Origin of the sequence: Paractinoplanes globisporus DSM 43857 (genome assembly GCF_000379645.1) — a bacterium.
GTDB classification, from domain to species: Bacteria; Actinomycetota; Actinomycetes; order Mycobacteriales; family Micromonosporaceae; genus Actinoplanes; species Actinoplanes globisporus.
In genome coordinates this window covers 17,350-43,260 of sequence record NZ_KB903350.1, presented here as the reverse complement: position 1 = coordinate 43,260, position 25,911 = coordinate 17,350, and the positions used below count along the sequence as shown (strand labels likewise).

Annotated in this window: 21 protein-coding genes and 1 pseudogene; 10 read left to right on the top strand and 12 right to left on the bottom strand. The window is 71.2% G+C overall.

What is annotated here, in order from left to right; genetic code table 11:
- Window positions 1–27 precede the first annotated feature (27 nt).
- The gene (locus A3CQ_RS0144645; protein ID WP_020517473.1) at window positions 28–1,038 is read right to left on the bottom strand and encodes a hypothetical protein; all 1,011 of its coding nucleotides are present in this window, start codon (window positions 1,036–1,038) and stop codon (window positions 28–30) included.
- A gap of 114 nt (window positions 1,039–1,152) precedes the next feature.
- Window positions 1,153–2,808, bottom strand: coding sequence for a serine/threonine-protein kinase (locus A3CQ_RS56265; protein WP_020517472.1), 1,656 nt, complete (start codon window positions 2,806–2,808; stop codon window positions 1,153–1,155).
- Window positions 2,809–3,021: 213 nt separating this feature from the next.
- Between A3CQ_RS56265 and A3CQ_RS56260 the strand changes: the two genes are divergently transcribed.
- A complete protein-coding gene (locus A3CQ_RS56260; RefSeq protein WP_157297110.1) occupies window positions 3,022–3,210 on the top strand; it encodes a hypothetical protein in 189 nt (62 codons plus the stop codon).
- On the opposite strand, the gene A3CQ_RS0144630 is transcribed toward A3CQ_RS56260, so the two are convergent.
- Window positions 3,188–3,529, bottom strand: a complete 342-nt coding sequence (locus A3CQ_RS0144630; protein ID WP_157297108.1) for a hypothetical protein — start codon at window positions 3,527–3,529, stop codon at window positions 3,188–3,190. The genes A3CQ_RS56260 and A3CQ_RS0144630 overlap by 23 nt on opposite strands.
- A gap of 114 nt (window positions 3,530–3,643) precedes the next feature.
- Complete coding sequence (locus tag A3CQ_RS0144625; protein ID WP_020517469.1) at window positions 3,644–4,237, bottom strand: TetR/AcrR family transcriptional regulator; 594 nt, start codon at window positions 4,235–4,237, stop codon at window positions 3,644–3,646.
- An 85-nt stretch (window positions 4,238–4,322) separates the two neighbouring features.
- On the opposite strand from A3CQ_RS0144625, the gene A3CQ_RS0144620 reads away from it, so the two are divergent.
- Window positions 4,323–5,030 carry an SDR family NAD(P)-dependent oxidoreductase gene (locus A3CQ_RS0144620; RefSeq protein ID WP_020517468.1) on the top strand — a complete coding sequence of 236 codons (708 nt, stop codon included), beginning with the start codon at window positions 4,323–4,325 and terminating at the stop codon, window positions 5,028–5,030.
- Between the two features lie 126 nt (window positions 5,031–5,156).
- On the opposite strand, the gene A3CQ_RS0144615 is transcribed toward A3CQ_RS0144620, so the two are convergent.
- The 4 genes and pseudogenes from A3CQ_RS0144615 to A3CQ_RS0144600 all read right to left on the bottom strand — a co-directional run bounded on the left by A3CQ_RS0144615 (window position 5,157) and on the right by A3CQ_RS0144600 (window position 9,594).
- Window positions 5,157–6,662 carry an MFS transporter gene (locus A3CQ_RS0144615; RefSeq protein WP_245577647.1) on the bottom strand — a complete coding sequence of 502 codons (1,506 nt, stop codon included), beginning with the start codon at window positions 6,660–6,662 and terminating at the stop codon, window positions 5,157–5,159.
- Window positions 6,663–6,737: 75 nt separating this feature from the next.
- A complete protein-coding gene (locus tag A3CQ_RS0144610) occupies window positions 6,738–7,337 on the bottom strand; it encodes a TetR/AcrR family transcriptional regulator (RefSeq protein WP_020517466.1) in 600 nt (199 codons plus the stop codon).
- A 209-nt stretch (window positions 7,338–7,546) separates the two neighbouring features.
- Window positions 7,547–8,974, bottom strand: a pseudogene (locus A3CQ_RS56255) (alkaline phosphatase D family protein); the annotation flags it as partial.
- An 8-nt stretch (window positions 8,975–8,982) separates the two neighbouring features.
- On the bottom strand, window positions 8,983–9,594 hold the full coding sequence (locus tag A3CQ_RS0144600) for a TetR/AcrR family transcriptional regulator (RefSeq protein WP_020517464.1): 612 nt from the start codon (window positions 9,592–9,594) through the stop codon (window positions 8,983–8,985).
- A gap of 52 nt (window positions 9,595–9,646) precedes the next feature.
- Between A3CQ_RS0144600 and A3CQ_RS0144595 the strand changes: the two genes are divergently transcribed.
- The 4 genes from A3CQ_RS0144595 (at window position 9,647) to A3CQ_RS58285 (ending at window position 16,032) form a co-directional block, all read left to right on the top strand.
- Window positions 9,647–11,116 carry an FAD-dependent monooxygenase gene (locus A3CQ_RS0144595; RefSeq protein WP_020517463.1) on the top strand — a complete coding sequence of 490 codons (1,470 nt, stop codon included), beginning with the start codon at window positions 9,647–9,649 and terminating at the stop codon, window positions 11,114–11,116.
- A 74-nt stretch (window positions 11,117–11,190) separates the two neighbouring features.
- Complete coding sequence (locus A3CQ_RS0144590) at window positions 11,191–13,503, top strand: putative bifunctional diguanylate cyclase/phosphodiesterase (RefSeq protein WP_020517462.1); 2,313 nt, start codon at window positions 11,191–11,193, stop codon at window positions 13,501–13,503.
- Window positions 13,504–13,544: 41 nt separating this feature from the next.
- Window positions 13,545–14,498: a sulfite exporter TauE/SafE family protein gene (locus A3CQ_RS0144585; protein ID WP_020517461.1), complete on the top strand. Its 954-nt coding sequence runs from the start codon at window positions 13,545–13,547 to the stop codon at window positions 14,496–14,498.
- 601 nt (window positions 14,499–15,099) lie between these two features.
- Window positions 15,100–16,032: a hypothetical protein gene (locus tag A3CQ_RS58285; protein ID WP_051115541.1), complete on the top strand. Its 933-nt coding sequence runs from the start codon at window positions 15,100–15,102 to the stop codon at window positions 16,030–16,032.
- On the opposite strand, the gene A3CQ_RS0144575 is transcribed toward A3CQ_RS58285, so the two are convergent.
- The 3 genes from A3CQ_RS0144575 to A3CQ_RS0144565 are packed head-to-tail and all read right to left on the bottom strand — an operon-like array spanning window position 16,013 to window position 18,690.
- A complete protein-coding gene (locus tag A3CQ_RS0144575; RefSeq protein WP_020517460.1) occupies window positions 16,013–16,651 on the bottom strand; it encodes a maleylpyruvate isomerase family mycothiol-dependent enzyme in 639 nt (212 codons plus the stop codon). The two genes, A3CQ_RS58285 and A3CQ_RS0144575, sit on opposite strands and share 20 nt — an antisense overlap.
- Window positions 16,648–17,217, bottom strand: coding sequence for a TetR/AcrR family transcriptional regulator (locus A3CQ_RS0144570; RefSeq protein ID WP_020517459.1), 570 nt, complete (start codon window positions 17,215–17,217; stop codon window positions 16,648–16,650). The genes A3CQ_RS0144575 and A3CQ_RS0144570 overlap by 4 nt, the downstream gene beginning before the upstream one ends.
- A 48-nt stretch (window positions 17,218–17,265) precedes the next feature.
- Entirely contained in the window at window positions 17,266–18,690 is a 1,425-nt protein-coding gene (locus A3CQ_RS0144565; RefSeq protein ID WP_020517458.1) for an MFS transporter, read from the bottom strand.
- A 78-nt stretch (window positions 18,691–18,768) separates the two neighbouring features.
- On the opposite strand from A3CQ_RS0144565, the gene A3CQ_RS0144560 reads away from it, so the two are divergent.
- Window positions 18,769–20,709, top strand: a complete 1,941-nt coding sequence (locus tag A3CQ_RS0144560; RefSeq protein ID WP_169516371.1) for an ATP-binding protein — start codon at window positions 18,769–18,771, stop codon at window positions 20,707–20,709.
- Here A3CQ_RS0144560 and A3CQ_RS0144555 read toward each other — a convergent pair.
- Window positions 20,692–22,152 carry a PucR family transcriptional regulator gene (locus tag A3CQ_RS0144555; RefSeq protein WP_026206888.1) on the bottom strand — a complete coding sequence of 487 codons (1,461 nt, stop codon included), beginning with the start codon at window positions 22,150–22,152 and terminating at the stop codon, window positions 20,692–20,694. The two genes, A3CQ_RS0144560 and A3CQ_RS0144555, sit on opposite strands and share 18 nt — an antisense overlap.
- Window positions 22,153–22,275: 123 nt before the next feature.
- On the opposite strand from A3CQ_RS0144555, the gene A3CQ_RS0144550 reads away from it, so the two are divergent.
- The 3 genes from A3CQ_RS0144550 to A3CQ_RS0144540 are packed head-to-tail and all read left to right on the top strand — an operon-like array spanning window position 22,276 to window position 25,908.
- Window positions 22,276–23,688: an aldehyde dehydrogenase family protein gene (locus A3CQ_RS0144550; protein WP_040434118.1), complete on the top strand. Its 1,413-nt coding sequence runs from the start codon at window positions 22,276–22,278 to the stop codon at window positions 23,686–23,688.
- On the top strand, window positions 23,688–24,713 hold the full coding sequence (locus A3CQ_RS0144545; RefSeq protein ID WP_020517454.1) for an ABC transporter ATP-binding protein: 1,026 nt from the start codon (window positions 23,688–23,690) through the stop codon (window positions 24,711–24,713). Before A3CQ_RS0144550 ends, A3CQ_RS0144545 begins: the two co-directional genes overlap by 1 nt.
- On the top strand, window positions 24,703–25,908 hold the full coding sequence (locus tag A3CQ_RS0144540) for an ABC transporter substrate-binding protein (protein ID WP_026206887.1): 1,206 nt from the start codon (window positions 24,703–24,705) through the stop codon (window positions 25,906–25,908). The genes A3CQ_RS0144545 and A3CQ_RS0144540 overlap by 11 nt, the downstream gene beginning before the upstream one ends.
- Window positions 25,909–25,911 lie beyond the last annotated feature (3 nt).

Sequence of the window (25,911 nt, the reverse complement as noted above, 5' to 3'; positions counted from 1 at the left end):
TGGCGGTTCATGAGGGCTAGGCGAGGGCTAAGCCTCCGTGAGCCTCAGCAGCACGGCACCGGGATCCGGCCCGTACTTCGCGGCGTAGAGGCCGGCCGCGCTTCCCGATGACGTACTGGCCGCGCTTCCCGGCGGATTGTCCGTGAGCACGAATCGCCGCCGGCCGTCGTTCGCGATCGCCACCGCGTGGTCCGGGTGGAAGGCGTGGGGGAGGGCGGCCGGGTGCACGTTCACCCAGTGCTCGCCGTCGTGGATCACGTACCGCAGCTCGTGGTCGGCCACCGTGTCGCCGACCGTGAACCGCAGCCGGATCCGGTAGTGGTCGCCGATCTCCAGCAGGCCGGCGCCGTTCCACCGGTTCTCGAAGGCCTCCAGCGCCAGCGCGCCCAGATCACCCCGGACCCGTACCTCACGCTGGTCACTCTCGCTCACCCGCCGGTTGCGGAACAGTCCGTACGAGAGCCAGTCGTCCACGCGGTAGCAGGCGTGCGCGGGCCCGACCGGGCTGATCCGCACCTGGAAGAGATCGGCGTACCGGGCCGGTAGCGCCCGCACCATCTCGTCCAGCCGTTCGATGTTCTGCCGGATCAGCGCCAGGGCGTCGGTGGGCGCGACCTGCCGGGCCCGTTCCGCCGCGTCGGCCGAGGCGGGATCGGTGAGCAGGATCCGGAACTTCACCCCGCGCTCGAGCGCCTTGTGAACGGCCGCCGCGAAGGCCGGCTCATGGCGGGCCTCGAGCAGACCGGTCCAGTACTTCCAGACGTCCACGTGGTCGGTGGCCCGCTCGATCCGCCGGATCACGGCCCGGTAGTCGAGGCGGCTGCGCCACCGCACCGAGTTCCGGTTGAGCGACAACACGAGCGGCTGCAACACCAGCACCGCCAGCACCAGATCAAGCAGGTTCGACCCCACGTTGATCCGCAGTTGCGTCCCGAACCCCGGCGTACCCCGAACCGGATAGAGCAGCCAAAACCCGGCCAGCAGCAGCAACGCGCCGATCAGCGCGTACAGATAGGAAAGCCGAAACCGGCGCGGCATGCCCGCAATCGTTGCAGATCAATGCATCCCGGCCATCCGCGCCTCCCTGCGTGACCAGGGCTACCTGATCCGCGGCGCCCCCGCTCCCGAGCCGAAGCCGCTGCCGACTGAGGCTCAGCTCCTTGGGCGGAAGCTCTTGAAGACCAGTTGGAGGTCCGGGTATGCGTCGGCCCACTGCGCGTCCGGGGTCTGCCAGTAGAAGCCGTACGCCTGGTGGCCGTTCACGACGACACCGCGATTGTTGACGTGTTGCCGGCCCGAGGACCCGTCGAACGTGAACTCCCAGTCCGCGGCCTTGACGAAATAGGTCACCGGCTTGATGTGGATCTCGTGATAGCCCGGGAAGTCGCCGCGCGCGACGCGATAGTCGGCCTTTCCTCGCCAGTCCGCCACCGGGTTCATGTTCGGTTGGGTCGTCTGGTCGATGCCGAGTACCCGGCCCGCCCCTCGGAAGTAGACCATCGACCCCTTCCGGGACTTCGCCCAGCCCGCGGGCACGTACACCGAGAACCCGGTCCGGTCGTGGTAGTCCGTCCAGCCGCTCGGCAGGGCCGGACGCGATCCCCGCGTCACCGGGTCGGTGCCGGCCGGAGTCGCGCCGGCTGAGTCCGTGCTCGGCCCCGTGCTCGCTGCCGTGCTCGCTGCCGCGCTCGGTGTCGCACCGGCCGAGGCCCCGGGCGGCGGTTGCGAAAGTGGGCCGGCGGACGGGCGCGTCGCGGTGGACCGATTTCCGGCGTCGCTGGTTGCCAAGGCGATCACGACGACGGTGGCGATGACGACGGCCAGGAGCGTTGCCGCCAGCACCATGATCCAACGTCTCGACCGCCGGCGCGGCGCGGAGATCGGCGGCGCGGAGATCGGCGGCGCGGAGATCGGCGGCGCGGAGATCGGTGGAACGGGATCTGAGGGAACGGGGTCTGACGGCACGGCAAGCGGTTCCGGCCGCGCGGTTGTCGCTGCCGCAACCCGGAGCCGGCGCCGGGTCTCGGCCCCGTCGATACGCTCGCCCGGGTCCTTGCGCAGCAGCCCGTCCAGCACCGGCCTGAGCACACCCGCCCGGTGCGGCGGCTCCGGGTCCTCGGCCACCAGCGCCATCAGCGTCCCGACCGCCGACGGCCGCTGGTACGGCGGCCGCCCTTCGACCGCCGCATAGAGCGTCGCGCCGAGCGACCACAGATCCGAGGCGGGGAGCGACTCGCCGCTCAGCGCCCGCTCCGGCGCCATGAACTGCGGGGATCCCAGTACCAGGCCGGAGGTCGTGGTGCTGCCGTCGCCCTCGATGGTGGCGATCCCGAAATCGGTGAGCACGACCCGGCCGTCGAGGCCGAGCAGCACGTTGGACGGCTTGACGTCCCGGTGCCGCACTCCGGCCCGATGCGCCGCCCGCAGCGCGGCCAGCACCAGTAGTCCGATCTCGGCCACCCGCCCTGGCTCGAGCGGCCCTTCGGCGTCCATCACCTGCTGCAGCGAGCGTGACGGAACATGCTCCATCACTATCCAGGGCTGCCCGTCCACTTCGAATACGTCGTAGACCCCCGCGACGTTCCGATGGGTCAGACGCGCGGCCGCCCGCGCCTCGCGCAGCGTCCGTTCCCGCAGCGCGTCGCGTTCGCGCTCCGTCAGGTCCGGTGGCAGGACGATCTCCTTGACCGCCACCTCCCGGCCGAGCACCAGGTCCTCGGCCAGCCAGACTCGACCCATGCCGCCCTGCCCGAGCGGCCGTTCCACCCGGTATCGGCCGGCCACCAGGCGTGCGTCCGCGGCGGTCATGCCATCGACATACCCCGAACCCCACCCGGAAATGCCACGTGCCCGTGCCGTGAGCGAATCGGGCCGCGGTAGCGACGGACTGGCGGCAGGACCCGCTCCCGAGCCGAAGCCGCCACCGACCAATTGCCGGATATCGGTTGGCGCGTCGGTCGCGCGCGCCGCGGTCTGTGCGAGCCGGTGCCGTTTCCGGCTGCGGTGGCGCCCGGTGAGGTGGTGATCCACGACGTCCTCGCCGACGAGGGGACCGGCTACGCACGCCGGGAGCACATTGCGGCCGGGGGCTTGGCGAAGGCCAGCGACATCGACCTGTGGCTGAGCACGCGCGGCGGCGCGCTGGTGGTCGAGCGGTTGGCGGGCCCGGCGGTTCGGGACGCCGCGGCTAAGTTTGCTGCCAACGGGTGAAGCGCCATGGCTCGCCTACGGTGTTGGCGGTTGCCTCGCCGGAGATGGCCAGCCGGTCGCCCTCGGCCGTCACCAGGTGCAGTTCGCCGGCGCCGCCGACCCAGGCGCGCTCGATGGTGGCGAGATTCAGTTTGCGGGCCGTGTGCAGCCACTGGTCGTCGTCCTCGGCGATCAGCTCGTTGAATGACCACGGCGCGTCGATGTACAAGCGCGTTTCGCGGGCGCGGGACGGCTGGTTGTCGCAGAAGCCGACATACGGCCACGCCAGTCGTACGCCGATCTCGACGACGAAGCACCCCACCAGTTCATCCACATCCACGTCACCATGGTCGTCACCGATCGGCGCGAGGGCTATAGCGCGCGGCTCACGGCCACTCCATCGCCCGCACCGGCGGCGGCGCTCGACCGGCAGGTCAGGTCCCCGGCAGGCGTCCTAGGCCGAGTGGGCGGGCGGCTCGGCGTCGGGCAGCGGATGGGCGCCCTCGGTGCGGAACCCGTCGAGCATCAGGGCGAGATGGCGGCGCCACGCACCCGGCGCGGCCTCGACCGTGCGTGAGACGCCCCAGATCACGAAGCCGAGATCGTCGACGGCTACATCCGGCCGCAGCGAACCGGCCCGCTGCGCACGAGCCATCACCTCGGTCACCGCGGCCAGCCCGCGCCGCCGCAGTTCCCGGACCGCCGGCGTCTGCGGCATCCCGCGGGCCGCGATCTGATTGAAGCCGCGGTCGGTGGCCTGCAGCTCGCAGGCCCCGGCAAGGTAGGACGCGAAGCCCTCCCACGGGTCATCGGCGCGCAATGCCCGGTCGGCCAGCGCGACCAGCTTCTCCATCCGGTCGGCGAACACGGCCTCGATGAGGTCCTCCCGCGCCGGGAACCGGTTGTAGAGCGTGCCGTTGCTGACCCCCGCATGCCGCGCGATGTCCACCATCGGCACGTCCAGCCCCCGCGAGGCGAACAGCTCTCGTGCCGCCGCCAGCAGCCGCGCGCGGTTGCGCAGCGCATCGGCCCGTAGCGGCGCAGTCATGGCGGAATCCTACAAGTTGACGACATCATCATGTTGGGCCTAAGTTGACGATGTCGTCATGTTGAGGAAGACCGGGAGGGACGTCATGACAGAGACGATCGCGGTGATCGGCGCCGGTCCGGGCCTCGGCCTCGCCGTGGCCCGCCGCTTCGGCCAAGAGAATTTCCGGGTAGCGCTGGTGGCTCGCTCCCAGGACCGCCTGGACTCGTTCGCGGCCACCCTGGCCGACGAGGGCATCGAGGCCGCGGGCTTCCCCGCCGACCTGGCCGATCGCTCGGCCCTGCCCTCGCTGCTCGCGGCGATCACCGCCCGCTTGGGCGAGATCGACGTCCTGCACTACGCGCCGGCCGGTCCCGACTGGATGAGCCGCCAGGTCGAGGCGCGCGACTGCGACGCCCACGCCTTCGACTTCCCGGTGGACCTGCTGCTGCGAACGCCGGCCGCGCTGATCCGGCAGCTGCTGCCCAGCATGGTCGCGCGAGGCCGGGGCGGCGTGCTGTTCGGCCTGCCGGCGACGGCGACGGCGCCGTATCCGCAGCTGGCCAACGTGGGTGCTGCAGCGGCCGCCGCCCGCTCCTACCTGCAGTCCCTGAACGCCTCGCTGGCCGGCACCGGCGTCTACGCCGGACTGCTCCAGGTGGCCGGCATGGTCGGCGGCAGTGACGCGGCCCGGTTCGCCACCGAGAAGTGGGGCGCCGACGCGCTGCCCGAGCCGCTGGATCCCTCCGACCTGGCCGGCGAGCTCTGGAATCTCTACCAAGCCCGCGACCGCTTCGAAACCACCGCGTCGTAGCCCGGCGAGACAACGGCGGCGAGGCAAAGGCGGCGCGGCCGGGGAGGACCGCGCGAGCGAGACGAAGGCGGCGCGGCCGGGGAGGGCCGCGCCGCCGGAGTGGGGCAAAGGGGTCGAGCGAAGGGATCAGGCCGCCACGGGCACCGCCTCGGCGGAGGCCACGTCCTTGCGGCTGGCCTTGACCAGCGCCAGGGCGATGAAGGCGGCGGCGCCGATGATGCCGGCGCTCACCCAGAAGGCGACCGTGTAGCCGTGCACCACCGCCTCGCCCTGGAGTGCGTTGAGCTGGGACGGGCTGGTGGCGTGGTCGACGAGGTAGGCGGCGACGGCCGAGGTGAAGATGGTGTTGAGCAGCGCCGTGCCGAGCGAGCCGCCGATCTGCTGGGTGGTGTTGATCAGGGCGCTGGCCACCCCGGCGTCGTGGTTGGCGACGCCGACCAGAGCCGTGTTGGACATCGGGCCGAAGACGACGCCCATGCCGAAGCTGATGATCAGCTCGGCCGGGAAGACGTGTGACCAGAAGCCGGTGTCCTGGCCGATGCGGGTCAGGAGCACCATGCCGCCGGCGGCCAGGAGTAGGCCGGCGAACATCAGGATGCGCGGGCCGACGCGGGTCAGCATCTGGGCCGAGAAGCCGGCGCCGAGGATGATGCCGACGGTGAACGGGAGGAACGCGACGCCGGTCTCCAGCGCCGAGTAGCCCAGCGTCAGCTGCAGGTAGTAGGTGAGGAACAGGAACACGCCGAACAGGCCGGAACCGACCAGCAGGGCCGACAGGTACGAGCCCCCTCGGTTCCGGTCGAGGACGACGCGCATCGGCAGCAGCGGGTGCGACGAGCGCAGCTCGATCACCACGAATGCGACCAGCAGGACACCGGCGGCGACCAGGAAGCCGATCGTGGTGGCCGAGCCCCAGCCGTCGCTGGCCGCCTTGGTGAAGCCGTAGACCAGCGCGACCAGGCCGGCCGACGAGGTCAGGGCGCCGGGCAGGTCGTAGCGGGTGTTGCCCTCGGCGCGGCTCTCACGGACAAACCGGGCCGCGGCCAGTGCCGCCACGATCGCGATCGGGGCGCTGACCAGCAGCGTCCAGCGCCAGGAGGCGTACTCGGTGAGGAGACCGCCGAGCAGCAGGCCGACGGCTCCGCCGCCGCCCGAGATGGCGCCGTACACGCCGAACGCCCGCGCCCGGTCCTTGGCCTCGGTGAAGGCGACAGTGAGGAGGGACAGCGCGGCCGGCGCCATGAGCGCACCGAACGAGCCCTGCAGCGCCCGCGCGGCGAACAGGGTGCCCGCGTTCGGGGCGAGACCGCCGAGCGCCGAGGCCGCGGCGAAGCCGAGCAGGCCGATGATGAAGGCCCGCTTGCGACCGGTGTAGTCGGCGATCCGGCCCCCGAGCAGCAGCATGCCGCCGAAGGCCAGGGTGTACGCGGTCATCACCCACTGCCGGTTGGCGTCGCTGATGTGCAGCGCGTTCTGGGCTGTGGGCAGGGCGACGGTGACGATCGTGGCGTCCAGCACGATGAGTAGCTGCGAGACGCAGATGACCGCGAGTGCCAGCCACTTGGATCCGGATTTTTCCGGTATATCGGGCGTGGTCAGGGCGTCGCGAGACGAAGATGTGGAGATAGACACAGGAATCCCCCTAAAAGGGCACGAGGAGATCGCCCACGATCGAACGGAGCGCGGGCCGAGAAAGCCGGGAGCGGGCTAGCGGGTGAGCAACGGCAGGATGATGTCGTCCACGAGATGCGCGATGAAGGCCTCGTCGAGGTCCGCACCGAGGGCGAAGCAGTGCATGAACAGCAGGGCGGGAACGATCTCGTCGATGAGCCCGGGGTTGTAACCGGGCTTGAGCTCGCCCCGCTCCGCGGCACGCGCGCAGATGGCTTCCGCGAACGGCACCTTGGACTCCCGCATGGCGCGCAGCTCGCCGGCCAGGTCGGGATCGGTGTGCATGGCCATGAACAGGCCGGCCAGGATCGGACCCTCGTGACCGGTGATCGTCTCGCCGATCTGGGTGAACCACGCCGTCAGGTCGCCGCGAAGGCTGCCGGTGTCGCGCGGCGGCGGATCGTCGACCTTGCAACACTGGACGGCGTCGACGACCAGGCCGGCCTTGGTGGGCCAGTGCCGGTACAGGGTCGCCTTGCTGGCCTGGGCCCGCGCGGCGACGGCGTCGACGCGAAGTCCCTGATAGCCCGTCTCGCCGAGCAGCTCGTAGGCGGCACGCAGGATCGCCTGCTCCCGTTCCTCGTCGAGCTTGCGGGAACGCGCCGGCGCGGCGTTGACGGTCGTCTGCTCAGCCATGACATTCCCCCGTCCTGACAGTCAAGCGAAACGAAACTGTTTCGTACACTAGCGCTCCCGACTTCCGATGGCGATCTCCCGAGCCGATTGTGACCCAGCCAACGGCGAACGGCCCCTCGAAAACGACGGGCGCCGCACAAGACGGACAAATCACTCGTAGTTGTCCAGCAGCGGGTTGGTCTGCGGCTGCTTCGCCGTGGCCCTGCCTATCAGGACGGCGCGGACTCCTTGCGAATCTTGGATGAACCCCGGCCGACCGACCAGCCCTGCACCCAGGACGCGCCCGAGCCCGGCTTGGTGCGGTCGGCGAGGTGGTACCAGTCCATCCGGCAGCGCGTGGTGGTGATGTCGAGGACGCCGAAGCCGTGCCCGTCGGTCTCGACCCACTTGACGTGCGGGTTGGTGAGCTTGATCAGCGACGCGGCGAGCAGGCTGAGCGGCCCGCCCGGGCTGGTGCCGAGGAAGTCGTTGATGTTGTCGCTGGTCACCGAAGGCACCACGAACTCGGCGGCGGCCGGGTTGCTCGAGCCTGTGTCCTTCGTGGTCAGCTCGTTGGCCCAGGAGGTGTGGATGTCGCCGGTGACGAAGACGACGTCCTTGGTGCCGTGAGCGCGCAGCGCATCGACCAGGCGCTCGCGGTCGGCGTTGTAGCCGTCCCACTGGTCGCCGTTGAGCGCGACGCCGTTGGCCGGGACGCCGATCCGGGCGCCGAGCGGGCCGAGCAGCCAGGCCGGGAGGGTGCCGACGTCGAGCCGGGAGATCATCACCGGGTTGCCGACGATCTTCCAGGTGGCCGTGGAGGTGACCAGGCCGTCGGTGAGCCAGGCGAGCTGATCGGTGCCGGCGATCGTCCGGCCGGGATCGTCGACCGCCGTACCCGATGCCTGCTGCGAGCGATAGGTCCGCAGATCCAGCATCGAAAGCTCGAAGAGCGAGCCGTACCGGATTCTCCGGTAGATATGGCCGTCAGGGGCCAGGCGGACCGGCATCCATTCCGCGTACGCCTGCCGGGCGGCCGCCACCCGCGCGGTGAAGGAGTCCTCGGTCGCCGGTGTGTGGTTCTCGGCGCCGCCGCTCCACATGTCGTTGGCGACCTCGTGATCGTCCCACTTGATGATCCACGGCACCGAGGCGTGCAGCGCCTGCAGGTCGGGATCGGTCTTGTAGAGCGCGTGCCGGGTCCGGTAGTCGGCAAGCGTGATCGTCTCGTTCGCCGGCGCGACCTTGCGGACGACCTTGCCGCCCGCGCCGAACTCCCCGGTCCCGTACTCGTAGATGTAGTCGCCCAAGTGGACGACGAGGTTGAGATCTCCCCGCTCGGCCAGGTGCCGATAGGCCGCGAAGTAACCGGCCTCCCAGGCCGCGCAGCTCACGACGCCGGCCCGCATCCGGGTGATCGCGTCGGCGGCGGCCGGCGCGGTCATCGTCCGCCCGACCGGCGACCAGCTCCCGCCGTAGCCGAACCGGTACCAGTAGGTCGTGGCGGGCAGAAGGCCGGAGATATCCACCTTCACCGTGTGATCCTGCGCGGGCCCGGTGGAGATCGATCCCTGCGCTGACAGCGACGAGAAGGACGAATCGGTCGAGACCTGCCAGGTCACCTCGACGACCGGGCCCACCCCCGACGCCGGCGTCGACTTGTTCTCTAGTTGGTCATCCCCGCGGCGACGGCCGCTCCCCAGGCCGCCACGATCGACGCGCGCTGCTCGGCCGCGAACGACTCGGCGTGCTCGCCGCTCATGATCCGCCGGGCCGCCGCGACATAGCGGACCCGGACCGCCGCCAGCGCCAGCGCCGCGGTCATCTCCGGTTCCGGCTGCCCCGCCTCGGCGAACAGCTCCGCGACCAGCGTCTCTATCTCTTCGAGCGCCTCGCGCACCCGGGCCCGCAGCGCCGGCGACCCCAGCACGACCCGCCAGAAGGTGCTCACCTCGTCGTGCATTCCGGCGAGCGCGTGCCGCTGATCGAACAGCCCGAGCCACAGGGCGAGCAGCGCGTCCGTCGCCGCCACGCCCGGCTCGCGATCGCGTACGGCTGTGGTGATCATGTCGAAAAGCTGGGGCACGCGGTCGAAGAACAACTCCTCCTTGCGCGGGAAGTAGTTGAACACCGTCATCTTGGACACGCCGGCCGCCTCGGCGATCTCCGCGACGCTCACTGCGTCGAAGCCGCGCTCGAGAAAAAGCAACGTCGCGATCCCCGAGATCCGCTCGCGGACCTCCTGTTTCTTGCGCTCGCGCAGCCCCGGCCTGGTCATGTGAGGAATCATATACTTGATAAAAAGTTTGACCGGGTATAAAAATTGACCCATGACCTATGACGTGGTGGTGGCCGGCGCCGGCCCGGTCGGCTTGATGGTGGCGGGCGAGCTGGCCCTTCGGGGGATTCGCGTACTGGTGGTCGAGCGGCTCATCGAGCCCGACCTGACGATCAAGGCGGGCGCGATCAACGTGCCGACCGCCGAGGCTCTCGACCGGCGGGGGCTGCTTCCCCGCCTGCGCGAGGTGCAGGAGGCGGCATTCGCCCGGATGAAGCAGTTCCGCGGCGGCGGCGGAGGTGGTGGTGGCATGCCCCGGGTGGCCGGTCACTTCGGCGGCATCTGGCTGAGCGCCGACGACGTCGATCCGTCTTTCTTCGAGCACGGTCCCGCCGGCTCGGTGCAGCTGGTCGGTCAGGCCGACCTCGAGCGCATCCTGGCCGAGCACGCCGTCGCGCTGGGTGCCGAGATCCGGCGCGGTGTCACCCTCAGTGATTTCAATTCAACCCCCGATGGCGTACGCGTGGAGCTCGACGACGATGTCGTCGAGGCCGGTTGGCTCGTCGGTTGCGACGGCGGGCGGAGCGTGGTCCGCAAGCTCGCGGGCTTCGACTTCCCCGGCACCGACCCGGTCATCACCGGCCACCAGGCGATCGTGGAGATGTCCGGCGCCGAGGGCCTCAGCCGCGGGTGGAACGTGACCGGCACCGGCGTCTACGTGCACGGCCCGGTCCCCGGCCGGGTGCTCACGGTCGAGTTCGACGGCCCGCCGATCGACCGGGACGCCCCGATCACGGCGGCCGAGCTGGAGGCGAGCATCCGGCACACCAGCGGGGTCGAGGTCACCGTCGAGCGGGTGCTGTCGGCGACCCGGTTCACCGACAACGCCCGGCAGGCCACCAGCTACCGCCGCGGCCGGGTGCTGCTGGCCGGCGACGCGGCCCACGTGCACTCGCCGTTCGGCGGTCAGGGGCTCAACCTGGGCATCGGCGACGCCATGAACCTCGGGTGGAAACTCGCGGCCGAGATCCGGGGCTGGGCGCCGGCGGGGCTGCTCGACTCGTACACGGAGGAAAGGCACCCGATCGGCGCGTGGGTGCTCGAGTGGACCCGTGCCCAGATCGCGATCATGAAGCCGGAACCGTACGCCCGGGCCCTGCGCGGCGTGCTCGCCGACCTGTCCCGCACGACCGACGGCGCCACCTATCTGGCGTCGAGCATCGCCGGGCTGCGGCAGCGGTACGACCTCGGCGGCGACGACCCGCGGGTGGGCCGGAGCGCTCCCGAGCTGGTGCTGGCCGACGGCAGCCGCCTCGCCGACCACCTGCATTCCGGCAACGGCGTCCTGGTCGGCGGGCGTACCTCTGAGGCGCCCGAGACGCCGGAGACGCCGGAGACGCCGGAGATGCTGGTGCGGCCGGACGGCATCGTGGCCTGGGTGGACGGCGACGGCGACCTCGACAAGGCGGTGGCCCGCTGGTTCGGGGACATTCGCGTCGAAGGGGTTGCGCGAGCGGTCTGACTTTTCCGGTTCGGCACCCGAACCGCACCGCACACACTCCTCATCCGGGCCGCGGCGACACCGAAGTGACAACCATGTCCGCCCTCCTTGTCCCGCGCCGGCCCCGCGGCGTGATCGCGATCGCGGTCGCCCTCGTCCTCGTCGAGGCGATCTGGGTGCTGGCCGGGCTGGGTCACGAGTGGTCGCACCCGGTGATCGGGTGGCTCCCGACGATCGCGATGGCGGCGCTCGGCGCGTACGCCTGCCGGAGGACCGCCCTCCGCCCGGATCTCACCGACGGCACCCGCCGGTTCTGGCACACGCTCGCCCTGGCGGACTGCGTGCTCACGGTCGCCGAGGTCACCAGCGCGCACGACGCGCTCGGTGGCCCGGCGCCCCGGCAGTACGTCGGGCCGGTCACGACGTCCCTGCTGCTCGTGGTCGTGCTGCTGACGATCTGGGCGCTGCTGCGCCTGCCGGCCTGGCACCGCAGCCGCGGCGACTGGGCCCGGTTCGCGCTGGACGCCGGCGTGCTCGTGATCACCTGCGGCGGGCTGCTCTGGCGGTACTGGCTGGCCTCCAACGGCCAGTGGACCGCGCAGAACACCGCGATGCTCGCGGTCTGTGCCCTCGCCCTGATCACGATGATCGCCATCGTCAAGATCACCTTCGCGGGCGCCGGCGAGCTCGACCGGGGAGCGCTGCGCCTGCTGTCGGCCGGCGTGGCGATCTCCGCCCTGAGCGGCTCGCTCGGACCGGCCTTCGCCGACCGTCCCTGGCTGTCCACTTCGCTCCTGTCCGGCCCGATCGCCTCGCTGTTCACGGTCATCGCGGCCGAGCGCCAGCGCCACGCCGTGGCCACTCCGGTCACCGGGCCCACGCCGGCGCCGCGGATCAGCGTGCTGCCCTACCTCGCCGTGGCCGCGATGAGCGCGGTGCTGCTGATCGGCGAGGCCGCGGACGGCGGCGCGCAGTTGGGCATCGCGATCTGCGTCAGCGCGCTCACCGCCCTCGTGGTGATCCGGCAGATCAGCGCGCTGCGCGACAACCGGCGGCTGCTCGCGACCGTCGACGCCAACCTGGCCCGGCTCCAGGAGTACCAGGCCGAGCTCGACCACGAGATCAGCCACGACGCGCTCACCGGCATCGCGAACCGGTCGCTGTTCGCCGACGAGGTCACCTCGCGGCTGGCGAACGGTGAGTCGTTCCACGTGGCGCTGCTCGACCTCGACGACTTCAAGGTGATCAACGACCGGATGGGCCACGGCATGGGTGACGCGCTGCTCCGGGCGGTCACCGAGCGGCTGCACGAGAAGCTGCGCCCGTCCGACTTCGTCGCGCGGCAGGGTGGCGACGAGTTCACCCTGCTGCTGACCGGCGACGGCGCGTCCGACCTCCTCCGGGACGTGCTCGACCGGGTGCAGGAGCCGCTCTCCCTGAACGGCCAGGACCTCGCGCCCCGGGTCAGCATCGGCGTGACGGCGGCCCGCAGGGGCGACACGCCGGAGGAGCTGATCCGCCGGGCCGACGTCGCGATGTACGCGGCCAAGAACACCGGCGGCGGCCGCTGCACCTGGTTCGACCCGATCATGGACCAGATCGCCGACGCCGACGCCCGGCTCGCCGCCGACCTGCGCCAGGCCATCGCCCGCGACGAGCTGTTCCTGCTCTACCAGCCGATCGTCGAGCTGCCGCACGGCCGGCTCGCCGGGGTCGAGGCGCTGATCCGCTGGCGCCACCCCACGCACGGCCTGGTCTCGCCGGGTGTGTTCATCCCCCTCGCCGAGCGCAACGGCTACATCGTCGAACTCGGCCGCTGGGTGCTGCGCGAGGCGGTGCGGCAGGCCCGCGAGTGGGAGCTGGCCTACGGCGACGCCGCGCCCGAGAAGGTGAGCGTCAACATCTCGGCCCGGCAGCTGCGCGAGCCGGGCTTCCCCGCCGAGGTGGCGGAGCTGCTTCGCACCTCCGGCCTGACGCCGCACCGGCTGGTCGCGGAGGTCACGGAGACCGCCGTGCTGGGCACCGGAGAATCCCTCGACGCCGTACGCGCGTTGCACGCCCTCGGACTCAGGATCGCCCTCGACGACTTCGGAACCGGGCAGTCGTCGCTCAGCCTGCTCGTGGACTGCCCGGTCAAGGTCCTGAAGGTGGACAAGTCGTTCGTCGACGGCGTGACCGGCGCGTCGGCCCAGGCCGTGATCGTGGACGGGCTCATCGGCATCACCGAGGGCCTCAAGATCGAGGCGGTGGCCGAGGGCGTCGAGACGGCCGACCAGGCGTACCGCCTGCACAAAATGGGGTACCGCTTCGCGCAGGGATTCCACTTCGCGCGGCCGATGCCGGGCGCCGATATCGCCCTGCTGCTGGACGTCGTCCCAGCCAGTAGGAAAGTCGACAATCTCCACTGATTTAGTGGACAAGGTGGGTAATCCTCGGCCAGAATCGCCGGATGGATCTCACCCTGGCGCTCGCCGGCCTGGGCGTCGGCATCATCGTCGGCCTCACCGGCATGGGCGGCGGCGCGCTGATGACCCCCATCCTGGTGCTGGTCTTCGGCGTGCCCCCGATCGCCGCCGTCTCCAGCGACCTGGCGGCCAGCGCCGTGATGAAGCCGTTCGGCGGCTTCGTCCATGCCAGGCGCGGCACGGTGAACTGGCAACTGGTCGCCTGGCTGTGCGCCGGCAGCGTGCCGAGCGCCTTTCTAGGGGTTCTGCTCCTGCGCCTGCTCGGCGACGACGAGAGCGTCCAGCAGACGATCCGCATCGCCCTCGGCGTCGCCCTGGTTCTGGCCGCCGGCGGCCTCCTGATCAAGGCCTGGACGGCCCGCCGCTCCTCTTCCGAGTCCGGACCCGCCCCGAAGGTCCAGGTCAAACCCCTGCCCACCGTCCTGCTGGGCGCGGCCGGCGGCCTGATCGTCGGCCTCACCTCGGTCGGCTCCGGCTCCCTGATCATCGTGGTGCTCCTGGCCATGTACCCCAAGCTGCGCGCCAACGACCTGGTCGGCACCGACCTCGTCCAGGCCATCCCGCTGGTCACCGCGGCCGCGCTGGGCCACGCCCTGTTCGGCGACCTCAAGCTCGACCTGGCCGCCGCCGTCCTCATCGGCTCGGTCCCCGGCGTGCTGATCGGCTCCCGCATCTCTTCCCGCGCTCCCGCCGGTCTGGTCCGCTCCGCCCTGGTGATCGTCCTGCTGGCCAGCGCCCTGAAACTCTTCAACGTCCCGACCGCCGCCGTCGGCATCATCTCCGGCCTGGCGGTCCTGGTCGCCGTCGGCCTCGGCGTGGCCGCCAAGCTCCGCCCGGCGACCGGCCACCCCGCGTCCGCCGAGCTTGCGCCCGCCGAGCCGGCTCAGCCGACCGCGCCCTCGGCCACGCGGCAGGCCACCCCCGTCTCCACGCCCTAGACGAGCAGCCGGATTGCGCGGTCGGCGAGCCGGCGGTCGACGTCGGTGGCCAGCCTCGGGCCGATGCCTGGTCGGCGCGCGGTGCGACCCGGCCGGCCCGCGCGGTGCGACCCGGCCGGCCCGCGCGGTGCGACCCGGCCGGCCCGCGCGGTGCGACCCGGCCGGCCCGCGCGGTGCGACCCGCCCGGCCCGCGCGGTGCGACCCGCCCGGCCCGCGCGGTGCGACCCGCCCGGCCCGCGCGGTGTGACCCGCCCGGCCCGGTGGACGGCTGGGGCCGGGCGTTCCATGGCCCGAGCCGCTACTTGGTCGCGCGCCGTGCGGCCGGTTGCGCGCGGCAACGTCCCGCCCTTGATCGCCTGCCCGTGATCACGCCATTGGCGGCTACGCCGCGGCAGCGACAGAACCTGGGCGCCGTCACGGTGCCGCGGCGCCGGGGTGGGGTGGGTGGCCGATTCCGTGACCGTCGGGGTGGGGTGGTGGCCGATTCCGTGACCGTCGGGCGGCGTGATCGGCCGGCGCTCGAAACGGGTCCACATCGGAGTGGGGGTTGGCGCATAATGATGCGCCTCGACGGAGAACTACGGCCGGGACGCGGGGGTCATGGCTGAGCAGGAAACACCGGATCCGTTTACACAGCTCGAAAGCTGGGCCGAGCGGACCGAGCGACGGGTTCGCGCCAAGCGCCGCTGGGACGGCGTGGCCCGGAAGTTGCCGTGGGTCCTCACGGGTGTCCTCGTGGTGGGGTTGCTGGCGCTCGCGGTGCCCAAGATGTTCGAGGCCAGGCCGGGGGCGGCCATCGGGTCGTACCCGACGGCGAGCGTGCCCAGCGGCATCAGCGCGACCAGCACGCAGAGCGCGGCGCCGACCGATCCCTTCGCGGGCACGCCTGCGGCCGGCTATGCGAAGGGCGCGGCCGGAATCACGCTGCCCAAGGCGGCGGCCGTCACCGGGTTCACCGCCGCGCAGGTCTTTGCCTCGCTCCAGCAGGTGCGCCGAGCCATGATCGCGGGGCGGCTCGATGACGTGATGTTGACCGGGCATGATCCGGCGCGGCTGATTCCGATGCTGGCGCCCAACGGGCGGGCGCAGATCACCGGCTGGTTCAAGCACGCGACGTTCACGTCGATCGCCACCTGGATCGATCCGGCGGTGAAGCTCGACCCGCGGGAGCAGCCGCGGGTCAGCGGGCGCGTCACCTATGCCTCGGTGATGGTCAACGGGCATCGCACGCTTCGCGTGACAACCAACTTCATCTGGGTGTACGCCTTCGCGGGCACCCAGAATCCGCTGGCGGCCGTGCACGACGAGGTGAACTGGGAGTTCCCGGCGGTGAAGGACACGCGGGTGGGCGACCGTGGCATGTGGGTCGGCGACACGAAGGTCTACTCGGCGTGGATCGACTGTGCCGCCCTCGACCGCGGGCTGATCGCGCCGACCCGCCCGGAGGCGGCGGTGCACACGGCGAGCAGCGAGGACCCGAACGCGCTGCTCGAGGCCGACCACACGCTCGACATCAAGAGCGATTGCCCCTGAGCCGGTCGGCGCCGGGGCCGGACAGCTCGGGCAGCGCGACGGTGCGGCCCGCGCAGACCAGCAGCAGCGCGGCCATCGGGCCCTCGACGACCGGGCCGGCACCGTGCGTCCACGCGACATCGGTGGCGACGAGGCGTACGCCGGCCATGCCCCGCACGGACGGCAGCGGGGGCGGGAAACGCATGGTGAGCACCCGGGTCGCCGCGACGGCGGCCGCGGTCGTCGGCATCTCGCGGCGGCGGCCGAGCGGGAGCGCGATGTCCTGCTCGTGAACCAGCAGGTCTATGAGGCACTCCAGCTGGGTGACGCCCACGGTGTGCCGCCGGGAGGCGGCGGTCGCGCGCAGCTCGGCGACGAGCTGCGCGGGGGAGGCCGACCTCGCCTTGCGACGGGCGGCGTCACGCGTCATGTTCTCCACGCTGCCCCGCCAGAGCGCCAGCATCTTGAGCTCGTCACGCACGGTCAGCTGCTGCTGGGTGAGGTGCGCGGCCACATCCCGTACGCGCCACTCGGCGCACAGCGTGGGCCGGTCCCACTCCTCGGGGCCGAGGTCGTCGAGCAGGTCGGCCACGCTCAGCCGCCGCTCGTGGACGACCCGCCAGATCTCGTCCTCAGTCATGTCGTGACCTCCGATCGCAGCAAGTGCGTGACCAGCGTCGTGATCTGTTCCGTGGGGTCGAAGGCCGGATCGGGGATGGCCAGCTCGTGCAGGACGAGGCCGGTCCAGTGGTTCATGATGATCGGCGCGTGCCGCTGGGGGTCGGACGAGCCGGCCAGCCGCAGCCAGGCGATGAACCACGCGTTGACCCCGGCGCCGGTGCTCAGCAGTCGCGCCCGCAGCCCCGGCTGGATGCCGGCCTCGATGAGGATCGCGTAGCGGGCGAGCGTGAGGGCCCGATGCTCCCCGGTCGCGGCGTGCGCGAACCGCACCAGCGCGCCGGCGAGCTCCTCCGGCGCGACCGGCCGCAGCTGCCCGGCCATCGCCTCCCAGTTGCGCCGCTCGCGCTCCGCGAACCGCATCACCACGGCGTCGAGCAGCGCCTCCCGCGTGCGGAAATGGTTGGAAGCGGACCCGGCCGGCGCCGAAGCGGCCGCATCGACCCGCCGATGGGTGAGCCCGTGCATCCCGCCCTCGCCGAGCACGGCGATCGCCGCGTCGAGCAGTTCCTCCCGCCGGTTTCCCATGCCGCGAGCCTACTACGATGGTAGTTGAGATCACTACCATCGTAGTGACTATTCGACGAGGGCCGGCGTGCTCGGGGTGATGGCGTTGTCGGCGGAGCGCGGGATCGCCAGCGACAGCACAATCAGCACGCCCGCGATCAGGACGATGCCGATGAAGATGCGGTGCACGGCCGTGGTCAGCGAGGCCGGGTCGACCGGGCCGGCGCCGACCGTGGCGTTGGCGATCGCGCCGAAGACGGCCACGCCGACCGCGCTGCCGAGCGACCGCAGGAAGATGTTGCTCCCCGTGACGACGCCGCGCTCGGCCCAGCCGACGCTGGACTGGGCGGCGATCAGCGTCGGCGATGCGGTGAGGCCCATGCCGAGCCCGATGATCAGGCAGTCGGCGGCGACCATCGGGACCGGCGAGGTGCGGCCGAGCAGCAGGAGCAGGGCGCAGCCGGCGAGGACCAGCATGGTGCCGATCAGTGCGCACCAGCGGAAGCCCAGCCGCAGGTAGAGGCGTCCGGCCTGGCTGCCGGCGATCGGCCAGCCGATGGTGAGCGTGGCCAGCGCGAAGCCGGCCACGAGCGGGCCGGTGCCGAGAACGTCCTGCACGTACGTCGGGATGTACGAGCTGAGGCCGTAGAGGATCGCGCCGACGCCCACCGAGATCAGGCCGCTGGAGACCAGCAGCCGGCGGCGGAAGATCCACAGCGGCAGCACCGGGGCCGGGGCCCGCCGCTCGACCAGGACGAACCCGAGCAGCGAGGCGAAACCGATCCCGAGGATCGCGATGCTGGCGGGGGAGTCCCAGGCCCAGGCCTGCCCGCCCTCGAGCGCGCCGAGGATCACCAGGGCCAGGCCCAGGGCGAGCAGGCCGGCGCCGCGGTAGTCGATCACCGGGTGGCCGCGTTCGACCCGTTCGTGGAAGGAGCGGACGATCATCGTGGCGGCCAGCAGGCAGAGCGGAATGTTGACGAAGAAGATCCAGCGCCAGGAGACGTACTCGCTGAAGATGCCGCCCAGCGCCGGGCCGACCACGGAGGCGATGCCCCACACGCTCGCCACGTACCCCTGGACCTTCGCTCTCTCCCGTACGGAATAAAGGTCTCCGACGATCGTGATGGTGGTCGGCATGATCGCGCCCGCGCCGAGGCCCTGCACGACCCGGAAGGCGATGAGCGGCCAGATCGCCCAGGCCAGCCCGCACAGGATCGAGCCGGCCAGGAAGAGGCCGATGCCCCAGAGGATCACCGGCTTGCGGCCGAACAGGTCGTTGAGCTTGCCGTAGATCGGGACCGACACGGCCTGGGCGAGCAGGTAGATCGAGAAGAGCCAGGGAAACTCCGTGAAGCCGCCGATGTCGTCGACGATCGAGGGGACCGCGGTCGCGATGATCGTCGCATCGACGGCGACCAGCGCCGTCGAGAGCATGACGGCGGCGAGGACGGGACCGCGTTCGGACCTCAGCCCGATGGAGTTCGCTGGCACTCCAGCGAACCTACCCATGATCCACCTCGATCGCCCAATGCCCAAACATTGGGATTTATCCCGATTAGGATGATTGTTGTGGCGCTAGTAGTGCTGGCGGAGGACAACGAAGATCACCAACGAGTCGTCGCCGAGGTCGTCCGCCGACTCGGCCATGACGTCGTCGTTGCCTCCGACGGGGCGCGGGCCCTTGACCTCGTACGCGAGCGCCGGCCGGCCCTCGTGGTGGCCGACGTCGACATGCCGTGGATGAGCGGGATCGAACTCTGCGCGGCGATCCGCGAGGCGCCCGAGCTCGCCGCCACCCCGGTGGTGCTCATCACGGGGTTCCTCCTTCCGGGCGACCCGAGCCTGGCGGCGGCCGGCGCGGTCGGTGTGGTCGCCAAGCCGTTCAGCGTGCCCGCGCTCACCGAGTCCCTGCGCGGCTACCTCGCCGCCATCGCGCCGGTGCCACACAGCCGCGCGATGCTCGACGCCGTGCTGGACTGCGTCGACACCGGCGTCATCGCGTTCGGCACCGACGGCCGGATGCTGCTGGTCAACCGGGCGATGCGGGAAGCTCTCGGCCTGTCCGAGCCCGGTGCGCGGCTGAGCGCGGTCGGCGCCCAGGTGCGGGTCCGTAAGGGCGACGGGACCCCCTTGCCCGAGGAGCGCTGGCCGGTGACGGTGGCCCTGCGGGGGGAGAACGTCGACCAGGCCACGCTGCTGGCGGACGACCCCCACGGCCGCGTCCTCTGCTTCACCGTCAACGCCCGGCCGGTGCGGGACGAGGACGGCACGATCGTCGCCGCGGTCAGCGCCGCGCACGACATCACCGCCGGCCATCGCACCCGGCAGTACGAGGAATGCAAGGACGCGGTGCTGCGGGTGCTGGCCACCGACCCGGACGCGCCCGGCACCGCCGACCGCCTCCTGACCGCGATCGGCACCACGATGGGCTGGGCCTATCTGCGGCTCTGGCTGGTCGACGAGGTGACCGACCGGCTGCGCCTGGTCGCCGCGCACACCGACGCCGGCGAGCCACCGCTGCCGCTGCCGAGCAGCTTCGTGCGAGGCCAGGGGCTGGCCGGTCAGTGCTGGGAACGCGGCGAGCTGATCTGGGTGCCCGACGTCGACTCCTCGGACGTGCGCATCCCGCCCCAGGTCCTGGCGGCCACGAAATATAGGTCGGGCGGGGCCGTGCCGGTACGCAGCGGCGGCCGCGTGATCGGCGCGGTCACCTTCGTCTCCCGCAGCCGGCAGGACCCCGACCCGGCGCTGGGGCTGCTGCTGACCGCCATCGCCGCGGTGATCGGCGTCGTCCACGAGCATCAGCGGGCCGAGGGGCTGTCGCGTCACCTGGCCGCCGCGACCGACGAGTACATGTCCCTCGCGGGCCACGAGCTGCGCACCCCGCTCACCTCGATCGGCTCGTACATCGACCTGATCGCCGAGACCCCGGACGACACCCCGTTCGGCGAGGTGCGCGACCTGTTCGAGGTGGTGCACCGCAACAGCGACCGGTTGCGGATCCTGGTGGACAAACTGCTCGACCTGGCCTCGCTCGAATCCGGGCACATCCCGCTGGCCTGCGAGGCGGTCGATCTGACCGCGCTGGTCGGCGACTCCGTCAAGGAGGCCGCCACGGCGCGGGGCGTCACCGTGACGGCGAGCAGGCTGGATCAGATCACCGTGCCGGGCGACCACGCCCGGCTGCGGCAGGTGGCGGACGCGCTGATCGGCAACGCCATCAAGTTCAGCCCGCCGGACGCGGTGGTGACCGTCTCGCTGGCCGAGAACGCCGAGACGGCGGTCTTCGCCGTCACCGACTGCGGGGCCGGCATCCCGGCGGTCGAGCAGACGAAACTGTTCCGCCGCCTTTACCGCGGGGTCAACGCCCGGCACACCGGCATCCCCGGGTCGGGTCTCGGCCTCGCGCTGTGCCGGGTGGTGGTCGAGCTGCACCGCGGCACCATCGCCCTGACCTCGCACGAGTCGACCGGGACGACCGTCACCGTGCGGCTACCGCAGAAGGTCTGAGGCGGCCAGGGCGAGCCAGAGCTGCACCCGGTCGGCCGTGCGGGCCAGCGACCGGCCGGTCAGCCGCTCGATCTGTTCGAGGCGGTACCGCACGGTGTTGCGGTGCACGATCAGGCGGGTCGCGACCGCGGCCACCGAGCCGTCCGCGTCGAGGTAGGCGCGCAACGTGGCGACCAGCGAGCCGGCGTGGGCGGCGTCGAAGTCGCGCAGCGGGCGCAGCACCTCCTGGGCCAGGTCGCGCAGCGGCACGTCCTCGCTGGCCACGAGCAGGCCGGAGAGGCTCATCTGCTCGCGCTCGTTGATGCCGGAGCCGCGGTTCATCGCCTCGTGCGCCTCGTAGTAGCTCCACCGCAGGCCGGTCATGCCCGAATACCAGCCGCCGATGCCGACGCGCACGTCCGAGCCGTGCCGGCTGAGGTAGTCCTGCAGCAGCAGGGCGGCCTCGCGGGTGGACTGGCCGGGCTCGAGGACGGCGATCAGGCAGTCCTCCAGCACGGCGGTGGTCGCGCCGGACATCGGCGGGCTCGCGACCAGGCGTTTGCGCAGGTCGTTCTCGGCCGACGCGACGATCAGCGCGTGCTCGTCGTCGGCGCGGATCCCGAACGGGGAGAGCCGCCGCTCGGCCTCGGCGCCGCCGATCGTCCCGCGGACAAGGTCCTCCAGCACCTGCCCGGCCAGCCGTCGCTTGCCGGCGAGCTCCGCCTGACGGCGGGCAAGTTCCAGACCCACGAGACTCACGGCATAGGGCATCACATCCGCCGAGCGCCGGGGCCTGCGGCAGCAGAGGTACGCGATGACGCTGTCTTCCACACTCACCGGAACCGCCATGGGCGAGTCGCCCGGGACGCCGGCCCGGGCCGCGTACAGGATCTGTTCGACGGGCCAGGCCGCGCTGGCCGGGGCGGTCGCCAGCACCCGGCCGTACACGTCGACGACCATGGCCGGCGCGCCCAGGATCTGGTGCAGCGACCCGATCAGCGCGCCCAGGCCGCGGCCCGACAGCAACGCCCGGGCCAGGGTGTCGTGCTCGTCGAGCAGGTCGGCGAAGCGGCCGTACTGTTCCTCGAGTACCCGGTCGGCGACGAACCGGTCGACCGCGATGAACGGCGTCGCGTACGGGATCTCCAGCACCGGCAGCCGCCGCTCGCGGGCCTCGGCCAGCGTGGCGGCCGGGATGCGGTCGTGGGTGAGGCCGATGCCGAAACCGAGCCCGACGGCGCGCCCGGCGGCGACCCGGGCCACGAACTGCCGCTGCTGCGCCTCGTCGAGCTGGCTCAGCCCGGTGGTGAGGATCAGCTCGCCGCCGGAGAGGAACGGGCGCGGGTCGGCCAGCTCGGTGACGGCGCACCAGCGCACCGGCTGATTGAGCGACGCGGGGTCGCCGTCGGCCAGCCGGAGGCTCAGATCGGGGTCGGCGAGCACGTCGGAGAGGCGCAGGGTCACGCGCGGACTGTACGGCTGCACAACTCACGCGCGTAAGAACTGTACGGGCATCCATTTACGTCCATCGGCCAGTGCCCCTACGGTGTCCTGCAACACGCTGCGCCCACCCGGGAGGTCTCCGTGATGCAGATACCGGCCCGGATAGGTGGGCGGGCGGTGAGCGCCGACGAGTGGATCGAGGTGCTCAGCCCCTATGACGGGGCGCCCGTGGCGCGCGTACCGGCCCTGGGCGCCGACCACGTCGCCGAGGCGGTGGCGGCCGCCGCGGCGGCGCTGGAACGCGGGGACTTCCCGCAGCACCGGCGGGCCGAGGTCCTCGAGCGGGCGGCCGAACTGCTGGCCGAGCGCACCGAGGAGTTCGCGGTGACGATCGCCCGGGAGGCCGGCAAGCCGATCCGGGACGCGCGCGGGGAGGCCGCGCGCTGCGTCGACACGCTGCGCTTCTCGGCGGTCGAGGCGCGCAAGCTCGGCGGCGAGGTGATCCCGATGGACGCCTCGGCGAGCGGCGCGGGCCGGCTCGGGTTCGCGCTGCGGCACCCGATCGGCGTGGTCGCCGCGATCAGCCCGTTCAACTTCCCGCTCAATCTGGTCGCGCACAAGCTCGGGCCGGCGATCGCGGCCGGCTGCCCGGTCGTGCTCAAGCCGGCCGAGCTGACCCCGGTGTCGGCGATGCGCCTGGTCGACCTGCTCGTCGAGGCGGGGCTGCCGGCCGACTGGATCTCGGTGGTGACCGGCACCGGCGCGGACGCCGGCATGCCGCTGGTCGCCCACCCCGGCCCGGCGCTGGTCACCTTCACCGGCAGCGTCGCGGTCGGCCGCCGCATCCAGGACACGGCGCCGCGCAAGCGGGTGCTGCTCGAGCTCGGCTCCAACGCGCCGGTGATCGTCGAGCCGGATGCCGACCTGGACCGGGTGATCTCCGCCGTGCGGCTCGGTGGCTTCTCCTACTCGGGTCAGAGCTGCATCTCGACCCAGCGCGTCCTGGTGAGTCACGAAATCTACGAGAAGTTGCTGGACGGTCTGCGGGCGGCGGTCGCGACCCTGGTCGTCGGGGACCCGCTGGCCGAGGGCACCGAGGTCGGGCCGCTCATCTCCGGCGCGGCGGCCGAGCGCGTCGAGAGCTGGCTGGCCGCCGCCCGAGCCGCGGGCGCCGACGTCACCGGTGGAGTGCGCCGGGGGACGCTGCTGACCCCGGCCGTCGTCGCCGATCCACCCCGCCACCTCGACGTCTACCGCCAGGAGGTGTTCGGGCCGGTGATCACCGTGACGCCGTACGCCGATCTGGACGAGGCGATCGCGCTCGCCAACGACAGCGACTTCGGACTGCAGGCCGGGATCTTCACCGCCGACATCGGCGCCGCGCTGCGGGCCGCGCGCGAGCTCGCGTTCGGCGGCGTGCTGATCAACCAGGTGCCGACGTTCCGCGCCGACCAGCAGCCGTACGGCGGGCTGCGGGACGCGGGCAACACCAGGGAAGGACCCGCGTACGCGGTGAACGAGATGACCGAACTCCGATTCGTGACGGTGAGCGCCTGATGAGCACGCCGGCAATCAAGCTGACGGAACTGCGTAAGTCGTTCGGGGCCGTCGAGGCGGTCGCCGGGATCGACCTGGAGATCGCGGACGGCGAGTTCTTCTCGATGCTCGGCCCGTCCGGCTCCGGCAAGACCACGGTGCTGCGGATGATCGCCGGCTTCGAGCTGCCCACCGGCGGCACGGTCGAGCTGTCCGGGCGCGACGTCACGAGGCTCGCGCCGTTCGAGCGCGACGTGAACACGGTCTTCCAGGACTACGCGCTGTTCCCGCACATGTCGGTCGTCGAGAACGTCGAATACGGCCTCAAAGTGCGCCGGGTGCCGCGGCGGGAACGGCGCGAACGTGCCCGGAGCGCGCTTTCCTCCGTACGGCTGGAAGGTTTTGAATCTCGTAAGCCGAGCGAGATGTCCGGCGGGCAGCGGCAACGCGTGGCTCTCGCGCGCGCCCTGGTGAACCGGCCCAAGGTGCTGCTGCTGGATGAGCCGCTCGGTGCGCTCGACCTCAAGCTGCGCGAGCAGATGCAGGTGGAGCTCAAGCAGATCCAGCGGGACGTCGGCATCACGTTCGTCTTCGTGACCCATGATCAGGACGAGGCCCTGACCATGAGCGACCGGGTGGCGGTCTTCGACGCCGGGCGGATCGCGCAGGTGGGCACGCCCGAGGCGGTGTATGAGCAGCCGGCGACATCGTTCGTTGCCGGATTTGTCGGGACATCCAATCTTTTGATCGGCTCGGTGGCGGAAGCGCTCCTCGGAAAAAAGGGGACATTTTCCGTACGCCCCGAGAAGATCTCGTTTGCCGAGGCGGGCATTCCGGGCACGGTCGCCGAAGTGATCTACGCCGGACCGGTCACGCGCTACGTCGTCGACCTCGACGCGGGCGCCCGCCTGACGGTCGTCGAGCAGAACCAGCGCACCGGGACCGCGGCGCTGGCCGAACTGCGGGGGAAACCGGTCCATTTGACCTGGCTGGAAGAGCACGTCATCGAGATCCCCAGTTCAAAGGAGAACGCAGATGCGCTATAGCGGAAGAGTCCTTACAGCGGCGCTGGCGGCGGGCATTCTCGTGCTCGCCGGCTGCGGTGGCGGTGACAGCGGCGGCAGCACCGGCAGCGGCCCGGGCGGCATCTCCGTCCCGAAGATCGACAAGCTGGCGTCGCTCGGCAGCGGCGAGGGCGAGGTCAACATCATCTCCTGGGCCGGGTACGTCGAGGACGGCTCCACCGACAAGAGCGTCGACTGGGTGTCCGATTTCGAGAAGGAGACCGGCTGCAAGGTCAACAACAAGGTCGCGGCCACCTCGGACGAGATGGTCACGCTGATGAAGACCGGCGAGTACGACGTGGTCTCGGCCTCGGGCGACGCGTCGCTGCGCCTGATCTACGGCGGGGACGTGGCGCCGGTCAACACCGACCTCGTGCCGAACTACAAGGACGTCTTCGACGGCCTCAAGAACAAGCAGTGGAACTCGGTCGACGGCGTGGCCTACGGCATCCCGCACGGCCGCGGCGCCAACCTGCTGATGTACCGCACCGACGTGGTCAAGCCCGCGCCGACCTCGTGGGGCGCGGTCTTCGATCCCAGCTCGCCGTACAAGGGCAAGATCACCGCGTACGACTCGCCGATCTACATTGCCGACGCGGCGCTCTACCTCATGAAGACCAAGCCGGAGCTGGGCATCAAGAACCCGTACGCGCTCGACGACACCCAGTTCAAGGCGGCCACCGACCTGCTGACCGAGCAGAACAAGATGATCGGCGAGTACTGGTCGGACTACACCAAGGAGGTGCAGGCGTTCAAGGCCGGCAACTCCGTGCTCGGCACCACCTGGCAGATCATCACCAACCTGGCCCAGGCCGACAAGGCGCCGGTCGAGGCGATCCTGCCCAGCGAGGGCGCGACCGGCTGGTCGGACACCTGGATGATCTCGTCGAAGGCCAAGCACCCGAACTGCGGGTACCTGTGGATGAACCACATCATCTCGCCGAAGGCGAACGCCGCCGTCGCGGAGTGGTTCGGTGAGGCGCCGTCCAACAAGCTGGCCTGCGAGCAGACCTCCGACAAGAACTTCTGCAAGACGTTCCACGCCGACGACGAGGCGTACTTCTCCAACGTCTGGTACTGGACCACGCCGATCGCGCAGTGCCTCGACGGACGCAAGGACGTGACCTGCAAGGACTACTCGGCCTGGACCCAGGCCTGGACGACGATCAAGGGCTAAGGG

What these genes read in the sequence shown, in the direction of transcription:
- A3CQ_RS0144645 (WP_020517473.1), bottom strand. Translation starts at nt 1,038, where the DNA reads ATGCCGCGCCGGTTTCGGCTTTCCTATCTGTACGCGCTGATCGGCGCG.
- A3CQ_RS56265 (WP_020517472.1), bottom strand. Translation starts at nt 2,808, where the DNA reads ATGACCGCCGCGGACGCACGCCTGGTGGCCGGCCGATACCGGGTGGAA.
- A3CQ_RS0144625 (WP_020517469.1), bottom strand. Translation starts at nt 4,237, where the DNA reads ATGACTGCGCCGCTACGGGCCGATGCGCTGCGCAACCGCGCGCGGCTG.
- A3CQ_RS0144620 (WP_020517468.1), top strand. Translation starts at nt 4,323, where the DNA reads ATGACAGAGACGATCGCGGTGATCGGCGCCGGTCCGGGCCTCGGCCTC.
- A3CQ_RS0144610 (WP_020517466.1), bottom strand. Translation starts at nt 7,337, where the DNA reads ATGGCTGAGCAGACGACCGTCAACGCCGCGCCGGCGCGTTCCCGCAAG.
- A3CQ_RS0144600 (WP_020517464.1), bottom strand. Translation starts at nt 9,594, where the DNA reads ATGACCAGGCCGGGGCTGCGCGAGCGCAAGAAACAGGAGGTCCGCGAG.
- A3CQ_RS0144595 (WP_020517463.1), top strand. Translation starts at nt 9,647, where the DNA reads ATGACCTATGACGTGGTGGTGGCCGGCGCCGGCCCGGTCGGCTTGATG.
- A3CQ_RS0144590 (WP_020517462.1), top strand. Translation starts at nt 11,191, where the DNA reads ATGTCCGCCCTCCTTGTCCCGCGCCGGCCCCGCGGCGTGATCGCGATC.
- A3CQ_RS0144585 (WP_020517461.1), top strand. Translation starts at nt 13,545, where the DNA reads ATGGATCTCACCCTGGCGCTCGCCGGCCTGGGCGTCGGCATCATCGTC.
- A3CQ_RS58285 (WP_051115541.1), top strand. Translation starts at nt 15,100, where the DNA reads ATGGCTGAGCAGGAAACACCGGATCCGTTTACACAGCTCGAAAGCTGG.
- A3CQ_RS0144575 (WP_020517460.1), bottom strand. Translation starts at nt 16,651, where the DNA reads ATGACTGAGGACGAGATCTGGCGGGTCGTCCACGAGCGGCGGCTGAGC.
- A3CQ_RS0144570 (WP_020517459.1), bottom strand. Translation starts at nt 17,217, where the DNA reads ATGGGAAACCGGCGGGAGGAACTGCTCGACGCGGCGATCGCCGTGCTC.
- A3CQ_RS0144550 (WP_040434118.1), top strand. Translation starts at nt 22,276, where the DNA reads ATGCAGATACCGGCCCGGATAGGTGGGCGGGCGGTGAGCGCCGACGAG.
- A3CQ_RS0144545 (WP_020517454.1), top strand. Translation starts at nt 23,688, where the DNA reads ATGAGCACGCCGGCAATCAAGCTGACGGAACTGCGTAAGTCGTTCGGG.
- A3CQ_RS0144540 (WP_026206887.1), top strand. Translation starts at nt 24,703, where the DNA reads ATGCGCTATAGCGGAAGAGTCCTTACAGCGGCGCTGGCGGCGGGCATT.